General features: G+C 71.7%; 10 protein-coding genes, 1 pseudogene and 1 riboswitch. Of the genes and pseudogenes, 8 read left to right on the forward strand and 3 right to left on the reverse strand.

What is annotated here, in order from left to right:
- Window positions 1-59 precede the first annotated feature (59 nt).
- A complete protein-coding gene (locus IH61_RS0128555) occupies window positions 60-1,079 on the forward strand; it encodes a MazG family protein (RefSeq protein ID WP_031074997.1) in 1,020 nt (339 codons plus the stop codon).
- A 22-nt stretch (window positions 1,080-1,101) separates the two neighbouring features.
- On the opposite strand, the gene IH61_RS0128560 is transcribed toward IH61_RS0128555, so the two are convergent.
- Window positions 1,102-1,512 (reverse strand): SDR family NAD(P)-dependent oxidoreductase, encoded by a 411-nt coding sequence (locus tag IH61_RS0128560; RefSeq protein ID WP_031075000.1) that lies wholly within the window; start codon window positions 1,510-1,512, stop codon window positions 1,102-1,104.
- A gap of 257 nt (window positions 1,513-1,769) precedes the next feature.
- Between IH61_RS0128560 and IH61_RS0128565 the strand changes: the two genes are divergently transcribed.
- The 7 genes from IH61_RS0128565 to IH61_RS0128595 all read left to right on the forward strand — a co-directional run bounded on the left by IH61_RS0128565 (window position 1,770) and on the right by IH61_RS0128595 (window position 9,746).
- Window positions 1,770-3,062 carry a cytochrome P450 family protein gene (locus IH61_RS0128565; protein ID WP_051838197.1) on the forward strand — a complete coding sequence of 431 codons (1,293 nt, stop codon included), beginning with the start codon at window positions 1,770-1,772 and terminating at the stop codon, window positions 3,060-3,062.
- 236 nt (window positions 3,063-3,298) lie between these two features.
- Window positions 3,299-3,465: riboswitch (cyclic di-AMP (ydaO/yuaA leader) on the forward strand.
- Between the two features lie 5 nt (window positions 3,466-3,470).
- Window positions 3,471-4,226, forward strand: coding sequence for a transglycosylase family protein (locus tag IH61_RS0128570; protein WP_031075005.1), 756 nt, complete (start codon window positions 3,471-3,473; stop codon window positions 4,224-4,226).
- Between the two features lie 254 nt (window positions 4,227-4,480).
- Window positions 4,481-5,767, forward strand: coding sequence for a phosphopyruvate hydratase (eno, locus tag IH61_RS0128575; protein WP_031075007.1), 1,287 nt, complete (start codon window positions 4,481-4,483; stop codon window positions 5,765-5,767).
- 120 nt (window positions 5,768-5,887) lie between these two features.
- Window positions 5,888-6,373, forward strand: coding sequence for an FtsB family cell division protein (locus tag IH61_RS41545; RefSeq protein ID WP_051838198.1), 486 nt, complete (start codon window positions 5,888-5,890; stop codon window positions 6,371-6,373).
- Complete coding sequence (locus IH61_RS0128585; RefSeq protein ID WP_078911462.1) at window positions 6,345-7,010, forward strand: DUF501 domain-containing protein; 666 nt, start codon at window positions 6,345-6,347, stop codon at window positions 7,008-7,010. Before IH61_RS41545 ends, IH61_RS0128585 begins: the two co-directional genes overlap by 29 nt.
- 2 nt (window positions 7,011-7,012) lie before the next feature.
- Window positions 7,013-7,948 carry a Ppx/GppA phosphatase family protein gene (locus tag IH61_RS0128590; protein ID WP_031075012.1) on the forward strand — a complete coding sequence of 312 codons (936 nt, stop codon included), beginning with the start codon at window positions 7,013-7,015 and terminating at the stop codon, window positions 7,946-7,948.
- Between the two features lie 430 nt (window positions 7,949-8,378).
- Window positions 8,379-9,746, forward strand: a complete 1,368-nt coding sequence (locus IH61_RS0128595) for an NAD(P)/FAD-dependent oxidoreductase (protein ID WP_031075014.1) — start codon at window positions 8,379-8,381, stop codon at window positions 9,744-9,746.
- Between the two features lie 202 nt (window positions 9,747-9,948).
- Here IH61_RS0128595 and IH61_RS0128600 read toward each other — a convergent pair whose 3' ends face one another.
- Together IH61_RS0128600 and IH61_RS47235 are read right to left on the reverse strand one after the other, a co-directional pair.
- On the reverse strand, window positions 9,949-12,507 hold the full coding sequence (locus IH61_RS0128600) for an ABC transporter permease (RefSeq protein WP_031075016.1): 2,559 nt from the start codon (window positions 12,505-12,507) through the stop codon (window positions 9,949-9,951).
- 47 nt (window positions 12,508-12,554) lie between these two features.
- Window positions 12,555-12,684: pseudogene (locus tag IH61_RS47235) on the reverse strand (ABC transporter ATP-binding protein); the annotation flags it as partial.

Below are 12,684 nucleotides of genomic sequence, written 5' to 3' on the forward strand. Positions count from 1 at the left end.
CTCCCGCTGAACCCCCGTCTCCCGCTGAACGGCAGCACCGGGACCGGTAGGTTCGGAGGGTGACGACGAATGGTGCGGACGCCAAGCTGATCCTGCTCACGACGACCCACCGGGTGGCCCCCGGCCTGCTGTCCTGGCCCGCGTGGGAGGCGCTGCGTTCGGCGGGGAGGGTGCTGGCGGCCGATGCCGGGCATCCGCAGCTGCCCGCGCTGCGCGGGGCCGGGGTGGAGGCGGAGATCGTCGCGGAGCTGTCCGCGCCGGCGCTGGCGCGGCTGCTGACCGGGCAGCCGGCGGGCGAGGGCCCGGTGGTGTGGCTGGGGAGCCCGGACGGGGACCCGGGGCTGACCGACGCGCTCGCCCGCCTCGCCGTGGAGCACGCCGGGGAGGTGCCCGAGATCGAGGTGCTGCCCGGCTCGTACGACCTGCCGGGGGCCCGCCTGCTGGACCTGGTGTCGGTGATGGACCGGCTGCGCTCGCCCGGCGGCTGCCCCTGGGACGCCGAGCAGACGCACGAGAGCCTGGTGAAGTACCTGGTCGAGGAGGCGTACGAGCTGGTCGAGGCCATCGAGGAGGGGGACCGCGACACCCTGCGCGAGGAGTTGGGCGACGTCCTGCTCCAGGTGTTCTTCCACTCCCGCATCGCCGAGGAGGACGAGCGGGAGCCGTTCTCGATCGACGACGTGGCCGGGGACATCGTCGACAAGCTGATGTACCGGCACCCGCACGTGTTCGGGGACGCGGAGGCCGAGGGCGCCGCCGAGGTGGAGGCGAACTGGGAGCAGTTGAAGGCGGCCGAGAAGTCGGACCGCGAGTCCGTCCTGGACGGCGTCCCGGCCGGGCTGCCGGCGCTGGCGTACGCGGCGAAGCTGGTCTCCCGGGTGCGGCGGGCGGGCTTCGGCGGGGTGGCGGACGAGCCGTACGAGCTGCCGGCGGAGCTGACCGCCGAGTCGGCGGGCCGGCTGCTGCTGGCGGTGGCGCAGCGGGCGCACGACGCCGGGGTGGACGTGGACGCGGCGCTGCGCTCGGCCGCGCGGGGCTACCGGGACGCGGTGCGCGCGGCCGAGGGGCTGACGTCGTAGGAGGGGCTGAGGTCCTGAGCGGTCAGGCCGCGGCCTGACGGGGCAGCGGGAGGACGACCTCGGCGATGGCGTCGCCGACGAGGGCGACGAGTTCGGCCAGCCGCTCCAGGTCGAGATGGTCGGGCAGGTCGGCGAGGGAGACGATCCGCTCGCCGTCCGGCCCGGCGACGCAGAACAGGTCGATCGGGCCGAGGTGCTTCTCGGCGGTGTCGACGACGGCGGCCACGTCGCTGGGGCGGCGCACGTCCCCGTGGACGCCGACGACGGGGCAGCCCGGGCGGTCGAGTTCGGCGGCGAGGTCCTCCGCGACGCCGACGTGCTGGTCGGCGATCAGCATCCCGGCGGCGCCGGCGGCGGTGAACCGGCGGGCGAGGTCGGCCCCCGACCCGCCGTCCAGTACCGCGATGACGACGACTGCCCCGGCGACCCGCATGGCCTGCTCCTCCCTGTGGGCGACACCGCACCGGCGCCCACGCGTACTGCGGAGGATCGTAGGCTCGTCCTGACCCTCCGCAACAGGAATTACCCCGCAGGTGACCAGGCTCACGCCGGGTGCCTGGCCAAGAGCTGTCCAAGAACCGTCCACGTACCGGGCACGAAGCGTCGACACGCGGGAAACGAGTCGTTCGCGGACCGTTCGCACGCCGTTGACGGGCCGGGCGCGCCGCGTCCACCGGATACCGTCGACCCATGCCAGCTCAGCCCGACGCCACCGCCCCCCAGCTCTTCACCTGGGAGTTCGCCGCCGACCCGTACCCGGCCTACGCCTGGCTGCGCGAGCACTCCCCGGTGCACCGCACCACCCTGCCGAGCGGCGTCGAGGCGTGGCTGGTGACCCGGTACGCGGACGCCCGCCAGGCGCTCGCGGACGGACGGCTGTCGAAGAACCCGGCGCACCACAGCGAACAGGCGCACCGCACCGGCCGGGTGGGCATCCCGGGGGAGCGGCAGGCGGACCTGATGACCCACCTGCTGAACATCGACCCGCCGGACCACACCCGGCTTCGCCGCCTGGTGTCGAAGGCGTTCACCCCGCGCCGGGTGGCCGAGTTCGAGCCGCGCGTGCAGCAGCTCACCGACCGGCTGATCGACGGCTTCGCGCAGCGCGGATCGGCCGACCTCATCCACGAGTTCGCCTTCCCCCTCCCCATCTACGCGATCTGCGACCTGCTGGGCGTCCCGTCCGAGGACCAGGACGACTTCCGCGACTGGGCCGGGATGATGCTGCGACACACGAAGCCGGGCCACGGAAGCGGCCAACGCGGAGGTGTGGGGCGGGCGGTGAAGCAGATCCGCGCCTACCTGCTGGAGCTGATCCACCGCAAGCGCGCCGACCTCGGGGACGACCTCATCTCCGGCCTGATCCGGGCGAGCGACCACGGTGAGCACCTGACGGAGAACGAGGCTGCCGCGATGGCCTTCATCCTCCTGTTCGCCGGCTTCGAGACGACCGTCAACCTGATCGGCAACGGCACCTACGCGCTGCTGCGCAACCCGGACCAGCGCCGGCTGCTCCAGGAGTCGGTGGCCCGCGGCGAGAGCGGGCTCCTGGAGACGGGCATCGAGGAACTCCTGCGCTACGACGGGCCGGTGGAGCTGGCGACCTGGCGGTTCGCGACGAAGCCGCTGTCGATCGGCGGGGTGGACATCCCGGTGGGCGATCCGGTGCTGGTGGTGCTGGCGGCGGCGGACCGCGACCCGGCCCGGTTCTCGGACGAGAACACCCTCGACCTGGCCCGGACGGACAACCCGCACCTGGGTTTCGGGCACGGCATCCACTACTGCATCGGCGCCCCGCTGGCCCGGCTGGAGGGCCGCGCCGCGCTGGCCACGCTGCTCACGCGACTGCCCGATCTGAGGCTGGCGGAGGAGCCGGAGAACCTGCGCTGGCGAGGCGGTCTGATCATGCGTGGACTACGGGAGCTTCCGGTCGAATTCAGTCCGGAAATGCACTCTCCGCACGCACTTCCGGCCGACCGGTGAATCCACGTGACGCTCGGACACGCTGACGCGCCGTCGCCGGTAGCCTGCCGATCGGGGTGTGAACACGCATCAAACCGGACAAACCGGTGCCGTGCGTAGGCGAGCGACCACGCGCCGTAATTTCTGTGTGATGTCGGCGAGATGAGCTTGTGATCGAGCTGATGATCTGTCTAGTCTCCGTGGAGTTCGCAGCTGCGGACCCCGTGCGCGGAACGCCGAGTCCTGCCCGTCGCGCCACGGGAAACCGACCAGACCCTGGGCAGGGGCGGGGGACCCAGGTTTGTTGCCGTCCCCACGGCTTGGGGTGAAGCCGCCCGCGCGGAGCCGATTCCGCGTCACGGCGGCCGGGCCACCTCCCGGTCCGAACCCGACAGCTCACCTCGCAGGCGTGCGGAGAGGGACCTCTTCATGCTGCTCGTTGGATCTGGCCGTCACCGTCGTCGCACCCAGACCGAGAAGGTCATCGCCGTCGCCGGTGTGGCCGGCGTCGGACTCGCACTGCCGCTCCTCACCGCCACCGGCGCCTCCGCGGCCCCCGCCTCCACCTGGGACGCCGTCGCCCAGTGCGAGAGCGGCGGCGACTGGGGCATCAACACCGGCAACGGCTTCTACGGGGGCCTGCAGTTCACCCCCAGCACCTGGAAGGCGTACGGCGGCACCGCCTTCGCCGCTCAGGCCAACCAGGCCAGCAAGGGCCAGCAGATCGCCATCGCCGAGAAGGTGCTGGCCTCCCAGGGCCCGGGCGCCTGGCCCGTCTGCTCCCAGAAGGCCGGCCTGAGCAAGGGCGGCCCGGCGGCCTCCGTCGACACCTCCTCGGACACCAAGGCCCAGTCGGCGCCCGGGAAGCAGGCCCCGAAGGCCGAGAAGCCCGCGCAGAAGCCGGTGCAGCAGTACGCGCCCAAGCACGCCGCGCCCAAGGCCGAGAAGCCCGAGCAGCCGGCACAGCCGTACGCGCCGAAGCACGCGGCCCCGCAGAGTGCGGCCCCGCAGTCCGCCGCGCCGAAGGCCGGGGACTACACCGTGCGCTCCGGTGACACCCTGTCGACCATCGCCACGGTCCAGGGCGTCTCCGGCGGCTGGCAGTCGCTGTACGACCACAACCGCTCCACCGTCGGCGGCGACCCGGACCTCATCCTCCCGGGCCAGGTGCTGCACCTCGGCTGAGCCGTGCGGACCTGACGAGGGGGCCGGCCGCGGTGCCGGCCCCCTTCGTCCGCATTCGCCCCGTCCCGTGCGGACATTCCGGGGCGGGAAGGTGAACTACCGGTGGGTAGCCGGGCCACACGCTGAGACGGGACCGAGGCCGACGTGGCCCCGGAGGCCCGGGCGGTTAGGCTCTGGTCGTAACGACTCCGCAATCGCCCCGCCGCTGATCACCACCCCTGTCGGCGGGACCTGCTTCCGCAAGGAGATGCCTCGTGCCGTCCATCGATGTCGTCGTAGCCCGTGAGATCCTCGACAGCCGCGGCAACCCCACGGTCGAGGTCGAGGTCGGCCTCGACGACGGCAGCACCGGCCGTGCCGCCGTTCCGTCCGGTGCCTCCACCGGCGCCTTCGAGGCGCTGGAGCTGCGCGACGGTGACAAGAACCGCTACTTCGGCAAGGGCGTGGAGAAGGCCGTCCTGGCCGTCATCGAGCAGATCGGCCCGGAGCTGGTCGGCTACGACGCCACCGAGCAGCGCCTGATCGACCAGGCCATGCTCGACCTGGACGCCACCCCGGACAAGTCCTCGCTCGGCGCCAACGCCATCCTCGGCGTCTCCCTGGCCGTCGCCCACGCCGCCTCCGAGGCCAGCGACCTGCCGCTGTTCCGCTACCTGGGCGGCCCGAACGCGCACGTCCTGCCCGTCCCGATGATGAACATCCTCAACGGCGGCTCGCACGCGGACTCCAACGTCGACATCCAGGAGTTCATGATCGCCCCGATCGGCGCGGAGTCCTTCTCCGAGGCCGTCCGCTGGGGCGTCGAGGTCTACCACACCCTCAAGGGCGTGCTGAAGGAGCGCGGCCTGTCCACGGGCCTCGGCGACGAGGGCGGCTTCGCCCCCGACCTGGACAGCAACCGCGAGGCCCTGGACCTGATCGTCGAGGCCATCCAGAAGGCCGGCTACGAGCCCGGCCGCGACGTGGCCCTGGCCCTGGACGTCGCCGCCTCCGAGTTCTTCGAGGACGGCGCCTACCAGTTCGAGGGCAAGGCCCTCACCGCGGCCGAGCTCATCGAGTACTACGCCGAGCTGGTCGACGCCTACCCGCTGGTCTCCATCGAGGACCCGCTGGACGAGTCGGACTGGGACGGCTGGAAGGCCATGACCGTCAAGCTGGGTGACAAGGTCCAGCTGGTCGGCGACGACCTGTTCGTCACCAACCCGCAGCGCCTGGCCCGCGGCATCGAGACCGGCACCGCCAACGCCCTGCTGGTGAAGGTCAACCAGATCGGCTCGCTGACCGAGACCCTGGACGCCGTCGAGCTGGCCCAGCGCAACGGCTACCGCTGCATGATGTCGCACCGCTCCGGCGAGACCGAGGACGTCACCATCGCCGACCTGGCCGTCGCCACCAACTGCGGCCAGATCAAGACCGGTGCCCCGGCCCGCTCCGAGCGCGTCGCCAAGTACAACCAGCTGCTGCGCATCGAGGAGATCCTCGACGACGCCGCCGAGTACGCCGGCCGCGGCGCCTTCCCGCGCTTCCGCTCTGCGGAGTAGTCAGCACGGCCGAGCCGCACGCCTGACCGGTGCCCCGCCGTTCACCCCGTAGGGTGGTCGGCGGGGCACCGTCGCGACCAGGAGGGGATACCGCAGATGGCAGGCTGGAGGATCCCGGGCTTGGCGGCCCGTCCTCGGTTCACGAGCCGGGCGACCGTCCTCGTCCTGGTGCTCTGCTCACTGGTGGCGATCCTCGCGTACCCGACACGGCAGTTCATCTCCCAGCGGGCCGAGATCTCCGCCCAGCGGGCGAAGGCCGACCACGCCCGCCAGCAGGTGGAGCAGCTGCGCCGGGACAAGGCCCGCTGGCAGGATCCGGAGTACGTGAAGGCGCAGGCCCGCGCCCGGCTGCACTTCGCGGTGCCGGGGGAGACCCCGTACATCGCGGTGGATCCGGCCGGCCGTGACGGCGCCCAGCCCTCCGCGCCCGCCAGGCCCTCGGGGGGCACGGCGGCCGGCCCGGTGAAGGCGGCCAAACCCTGGTACGCCGGCATCTGGGACTCGGTGGACGCGGCCGACACCGCCGCGGCCGCCCCCGCCGCTCCTGCCGCCCCCCGTCCGACCCCATCGTCATCCGCTGGAGACACCTCCCCCCATGACCACTGAGAACCACCCCGCCGTCTCCGACGCCGACGTCGCGGCCATCGCCGCCCAGCTCGGCCGGGTGCCGCGCGGCCTGCGCGGCGTGGCGCACCGCTGCCCCTGCGGCAACCCGGACGTCGTCGAGACGGCCCCCCGCCTGCCGGACGGCACGCCGTTCCCCACGCTGTACTACCTGACCTGCCCCAAGGCCGCCTCGCTGATCGGCACCCTGGAGGCCGACGGCGTGATGAAGGACCAGACCGCGCGCCTGGCCGAGGATCCGGAGCTGGCCGCCGCCTACCAGAAGGCGCACGAGGACTACATCGCCCGACGCGACGCGATCGAGGTGCTGGAGGGCTTCCCGAGCGCCGGCGGCATGCCGGACCGGGTGAAGTGCCTGCACGTGCTGGTCGGCCACTCGCTGGCGGCCGGCGAGGGCGTCAACCCGCTCGGCGACGAGGCGATCGGCATGCTGGAGGACTGGTGGGCCAAGGGCCCCTGCGTCTCCCCGGCCGAGGTCCAGGCCGCCGGCGAGCGCGTCCTGCGCAACCGCGCCAAGGAGCAGGACCACGAGGCCGTCATCGCGGCCAAGCAGCAGAAGACCGCCGAGCGGGCCGCGAAGAAGGCCGCCGAGGAAGCCTCGCAGGAGGAGTCCGAGTGAGCATGACCCGCGTGGCCGCGATCGACTGCGGCACCAACTCCATCCGCCTGCTGGTCGCCGACCTCGACGCGGAGACGGGCGAGATCACCGACCTGGACCGCCGGATGGTCATCAACCGGCTGGGCCAGGGCGTGGACCGCACCGGCCGGCTGCACCCGGACGCGCTGGAGCGCACCTTCGCGGCCTGCCGCGAGTACCTGGAGATCATCCGGGGCTTCGGCGTCGGCCCGGAGCGCACCCGTTTCGTCGCCACCAGCGCCTCGCGGGACGCCGAGAACAGCGACGAGTACGTCAAGGGCGTGCGGGAGATCCTGGGCGTCGAGCCCGAGGTGGTGAGCGGCGAGGAGGAGGCGCACCTGTCCTTCGTCGGCGCCACCAAGGAACTGACCGGTGGTCGGTTCCCGGCCCCCTACCTGGTCTTCGACCTCGGCGGCGGCTCCACCGAGTTCGTCCTCGGCGGTGCGGACGTGCAGGCGGCGCGCTCGGTGGACATCGGCTGCGTCCGGCTGACCGAGCGGCACTTCGAGGGCGCCGAGCTGCCCTCCGAGGAGCAGATCGCGGCCGCCAGGGCGCACGTGCGGGCCGAGCTGGACAAGGCCGAGGAGGTGGTCCCGCTGACCGGCGCGGCCACCCTGGTGGGCCTGGCCGGGACGGTCACCACGGTCTCCGCGATCGCCCAGGACCTGCCCGCCTACGACTCGGAGCGCATTCACCACTCCCGGATCGGCCGCGAGCGCGTCGCGGAGATCGCCCGCGAGCTGCTGGCCGCCACCCACGCCGAGCGCGCGGCCATCCCGTCGATGCACCCGGGCCGGGTGGACGTGATCGCCGCCGGGGCGCTGGAGCTGCTGGAGATCATGGAGCGGACGGGCGCCGCCGAGGTGGTCGTCAGCGAGCACGACATCCTGGACGGCATCGCCTGGAGCATGGCCGTCTGACTCCCCTGCGGAACGCCTGTGGACCGGCCCCGGTACCCCCTTGAGGGGGCCGGGGCCGGGGCGCGCCCCGGCCCGTGCGGGAAAGTTCGTGAATTTCTTCACATGGCGATCCAGTCATTCGTCGCACTCCGTCGCCCGAGACGTCCGAATTGTGGGACCGAAGGTCCGATGACCATGAAGCCCGCTGGTTCGCAGGCCAGCGCTCGGTTGGGGTTTGAAAATCGAAATCGCGCGCGGGAACGCAGGCTCCGTGCGGATCGTTGCTGCTCAACGGGGTAGTGCTCCGGCGCGTGTTCCCACGCGCCCGCGCGGGGTGGTGAACCCTCGCGCCGGGCCCGGTTTTGCGGCCGCGCAGTGTATCACGGGGTGTCCAGCAACTTGTGACCGGGCTCACGAAGGCTGCTTCGGACGGTGCTGGATACTTTCGGATATGAGCACCACGGAGCGTCCTCGCATCCTCATTGTCGGCGGTGGTTACGTCGGCCTGTATGCCGCGATGCGCATCCTCAAGAAGATGCGCTACGGCGAAGCGACCGTCACGGTCGTGGACCCGCGGTCGTACATGACGTACCTGCCCTTCCTTCCCGAGGCGGCCGGCGGCAGCGTCGCGCCTCGCAACCTCGTCGCCCCGCTGCGCGGCGTCCTCAAGCAGGCGGAGGTGCTGACCGGGTCCGTCACCGGTATCGACCACGCCCGTAAGGTCGCCACCGTCCAGCCCGCGGCCGGCGACAGCTACGAGCTGCCGTTCGAGTACCTGGTCGTCGCGACCGGCTCGGTCTCCCGCACCTTCCCGATCCCGGGTCTGGCGGAGAACGGCATCGGCATGAAGACGGTCGAGGAGGCCATCGGCCTCCGCAACCACGTCATGGCGCAGCTGGACAAGGCCGAGTCCACCACGGACCCGGAGATCCGGCGCAAGGCCCTGACCTTCGTCTGCATCGGCGGCGGCTTCGCCGGCGTCGAGACGCTGGCCGAGATCGAAGACATGGCCCGCGACGCGGCCAAGCTGTACAAGACCTTCACCCGTGACGACATGCGCTTCGTCATGGTCGAGGCCGCCAACCGCATCCTCCCCGAGGTCGGCCCGGAGCTGGGCCTGTGGACCAAGGAGAAGCTCGAGGAGCGGAAGATCGAGGTCTACATCGAGACCTCGATGGACTCCTGCATCGACGGCCACGTCATGCTGAAGAACGGCATGGAGATGGACGCCGCCACCATCGTGTGGACGGCCGGCGTGAAGCCGAACCCGGTTCTCTCCAACTTCGGCCTGCCGCTGGGCCCGCGCGGCCACGTGGACACCGCCCCGACCCTCCAGGTCCAGGGCTTCAGCTACGTCTGGTCCGCCGGCGACAACGCCCAGGTGCCCGACCTCGCCGCCGGCGAGGGCGCCTGGTGCCCGCCGAACGCCCAGCACGCCTGCCGCCAGGCCGTCGTCCTCGGCGACAACGTGATCTCCGGCATGCGGGGCTTCCCGCAGAAGGAGTACAAGCACAAGAACCTCGGTGCCGTCGCGGGCCTCGGCCTGCACAAGGGCGTCGCGATCCTCTTCGGCAAGGTCAAGCTCAAGGGCCGCCCGGCCTGGTGGTTCCACCGCCTGTACCACGGTGCGATGGTCCCGACCTTCAACCGCAAGGTCCGCGTCTTCATGGACTGGACGCTCGCGATGTTCTTCAAGCGCGAGATGGTCGGCCTCTCCCAGATGGAGCAGCCGCAGCTGCCCATCCAGGAGGTCACGCCGCCCACCAAGCCGGTCGAGGCCGCCAAGCCCGCCGCCGAGAAGGAACTCGCCGCGAAGTAAGCGACTGAGACCCCGGTGTGGGAGCGCCGGGGTATGAGTCGGAGGCCCTCCGCCCGGCAGTGTCGCCGGACCACGACCTCCGTGGTGCTCAGCCGGCCGTACGACCGGGCGGAGTACAGCAGTAGAGAGCCCCTGCCGAAACCCTCCGGCAGGGGCTCTTCTGTGTCGGTCCGCGCCCGCACCCCCCGGTGCGGGCGGGCCGTCAGTCCGTCTTGATGCTCTCCAGGATGTCCAGCCTGGACGCCCGGCGCGCGGGCCAGAGGGCGGCCACCAGGCCGACCAGACCGGCCAGGCCCAGGAAGAGCGCCAGCTGGCCGTACGGCAGGACGGTGGTCAGCCCGGACAGGCTGTTCCTGAGGGTGCCGTTGATCGCCCAGGCGATGAAGCAGCCGAGCGCCAGGCCGATGCCCGCGCCGAACACCGAGATCACCACGGACTCCAGACGGACCATCCGCTTGATGCCCCGGCGGTCCAGGCCGATCGCGCGCAGCATCCCGATCTCGCGCTTGCGCTCGAAGACCGACATCGCCAGCGTGTTGATCACGCCCAGGATCGCGACCAGCACGGACATCGCCAGCAGGCCGTACATCATGTTCAGCGCGAAGGTGATCGCCTGGCTGAAGCCCTTGCGCACGTCCTGCATGGACTTGACCTCGATCACCGGGTTGGCGCCGGTCGCGTCCGTCAGGGACTGCTTGAGCGCCTCGGTGGCCCCGTCCTGGCCCTTCACCAGGACGGCGGAGGTGTGCGCCTTGGGTTCGTGCTTGACGAGCTCGGCGTTGGCCATGACGGCCGAGCCGAGCACGCCGCCCTTCTCGTACACGCCGCCGACGGTGACCGGGCCGGAGGTGCGGTCGGGGAAGGAGGTCGTCACGGTGGAGCCGGCGGTGACGTTCAGCTTCTTCGCGAGGTCCGAGTCGACGAGGAGCTGGCCCTTGCCGAGGGCGTCCGCCGCGCCGCTGGTCAGCTTCATCCGGACGAGCTGCTCGTAGGACTTCGGGTCCAGGCCCGTGACCTTCACGGAGGTGTCGGCCACCGACCAGTGGGACTCGACCAGCGGCGAGGAGGCGGCGACCCCGGGGGCCTTGGCGATCTGCTCGGCCAGCGAACCGGTCAGCGGCATCCCGTTGGCGGCGTCGACCAGGTAGTCGGCCTTCACCGAGCTGGTCAGCGTGCGGTCCAGGGCGTCGGTGACCGAGGAGCCGATCACGGTGAGGCCGCTGACCAGGGTCAGGCCGATGGTGAGCGCGGCGGCCGTGGCGGCGGTGCGGCGCGGGTTGCGCACCGCGTTCTGCTGGGCGAGCTTGCCGGGGGTGCCGCCCAGGCCGCGCAGCAGCGGGCCGACCAGCGCGACCACCGGGCGGGAGAGCAGCGGCAGCAGGACGAACACGCCGATCAGCGAGAGGAAGGCACCGATGCCGACCGGCATCCGGCCGGAGTCGTCGCCGGTGGAGGCGCCGTAGGCGATCAGGGACAGGCCCGCGGCGGTCAGCAGCGCGCCGATGGTGTTGCGGATGAGCAGGCTCTTTTGGGTGGCGGGCTGGTCCCCGCTGCTCATCGCGGCCACGGGGGCGATCCGGGCGGCGCGGCGGGCGGGCAGCAGGGCCGACAGGACGGTGACCAGGACGCCGACCACGATGGTCACCAGGATCGTCACCGGCTTGATGACCAGCGAGCCGCTCGGCATGTTCTCGTCCAGGCTGCCCATCAGCGACTGCAGCCCGGCGCCGATCCCGACGCCGGCGGCCAGACCGGCCACGGCCGAGATCGTGCCGATCAGGAGCGCCTCGACGAGCACCGAGCGGGTCACCTGCTTGCGGCTGGCGCCGATGGCGCGCAGCAGGGCCAGCTCCTTGGTGCGCTGGGCGACGAGCATGGTGAAGGTGTTGGCGATGATGAAGATGCCGACGAACAGCGAGATGCCGGCGAAGACCAGCAGCATGGTGCGCAGGCTGTCGGTGCCCCGGGTGATCATGGCCTCGTCGTCGGCCTTGAGCTGGGCGCCGGTCTGGATGTCGAACTGCCTGTCGGTGCCGATCTTGGCCTGTACGTCGTTGAGCAGCGCGTCCTGGCTGGTGCCGGGCTTGGCGGTCAGCACGATGCTGCTGTAGCGGCCGGGCTCCAGGAGCACCTGCTGGGCGGTGGCGCGGTCGAACAGGGTGAGGGTGCCGCCGGTGTTGACCACCGGGTCGTCGGTGGTGAAGACGCCGGTGAGCTTGGCCGAGACCACCGGGCCGGTGGAGGCGACGCGGACGGTGTCGCCGACCTTGTAGCCCGCCTTGTCGGCGGTCCTGCGGTCGAGGGCGACCTCGCCGGCGTCCTTCGGGCCGCGGCCCTCGGCCATCGGGTAGCGCGGGTCGGCGCCGTCCGGGCCGGGGGCGAAGTTGGCGCCCTTGGCGGCCCAGGTCTGGCCGATCAGGCTGCCCTTCTTGTCGGCGACCCCGGTGAAGCCGCTGACCACGCCCCGGGCGTTGGCGGTGCCCGGGAGGGCGGCCAGTGCCTTCACGGAGGAGTCGTCGAGCGTGCCGGTGCCGCTCTCGCTCCTGTGCCGGCCGGAGGACCCGGAGTCGGCCGCGCGGTCCACGACCTGGACGGAGACGTCCGAGTAGCTCTTGGAGTTGCTGTCCCGCATGGCCTTGCCGAAGGTGTCGGAGAAGACCATGGTGCCCGCGACGAAGGCGGTGCCGAGCATGACGGCGAGCGCCGTCATCAGCAGCCGGCCCTTGTGGGCCAGCACGTTGCGCAAAGCGGTGCGATACATGAGGTGTCCTGGAGGTCGGTGAAGCGGTCGGCAGGGCTGCCGGGCTGTCAGCTGGTGCGGCCCTTGGCGTCGAAGCGCCGCATGCGGTCCAGGACGGTGTCGGCGGTGGGCCGGTGGAGTTCGTCGACGATGCGGCCGTCGGCGAGGAAGACGACGCGGTCGGCGTAGGAGGCGGCG

The organism is Streptomyces sp. NRRL WC-3742, from assembly GCF_000720635.1.
Classification (GTDB): domain Bacteria; phylum Actinomycetota; class Actinomycetes; order Streptomycetales; family Streptomycetaceae; genus Kitasatospora.

What these genes read in the sequence shown, in the direction of transcription:
- IH61_RS0128560 (WP_031075000.1), bottom strand. Translation starts at nt 1,512, where the DNA reads ATGCGGGTCGCCGGGGCAGTCGTCGTCATCGCGGTACTGGACGGCGGG.
- IH61_RS0128565 (WP_051838197.1), top strand. Translation starts at nt 1,770, where the DNA reads ATGCCAGCTCAGCCCGACGCCACCGCCCCCCAGCTCTTCACCTGGGAG.
- IH61_RS0128590 (WP_031075012.1), top strand. Translation starts at nt 7,013, where the DNA reads ATGACCCGCGTGGCCGCGATCGACTGCGGCACCAACTCCATCCGCCTG.
- IH61_RS0128595 (WP_031075014.1), top strand. Translation starts at nt 8,379, where the DNA reads ATGAGCACCACGGAGCGTCCTCGCATCCTCATTGTCGGCGGTGGTTAC.
- IH61_RS0128600 (WP_031075016.1), bottom strand. Translation starts at nt 12,507, where the DNA reads ATGTATCGCACCGCTTTGCGCAACGTGCTGGCCCACAAGGGCCGGCTG.
- IH61_RS0128570 (WP_031075005.1), top strand. Translation starts at nt 3,471, where the DNA reads ATGCTGCTCGTTGGATCTGGCCGTCACCGTCGTCGCACCCAGACCGAG.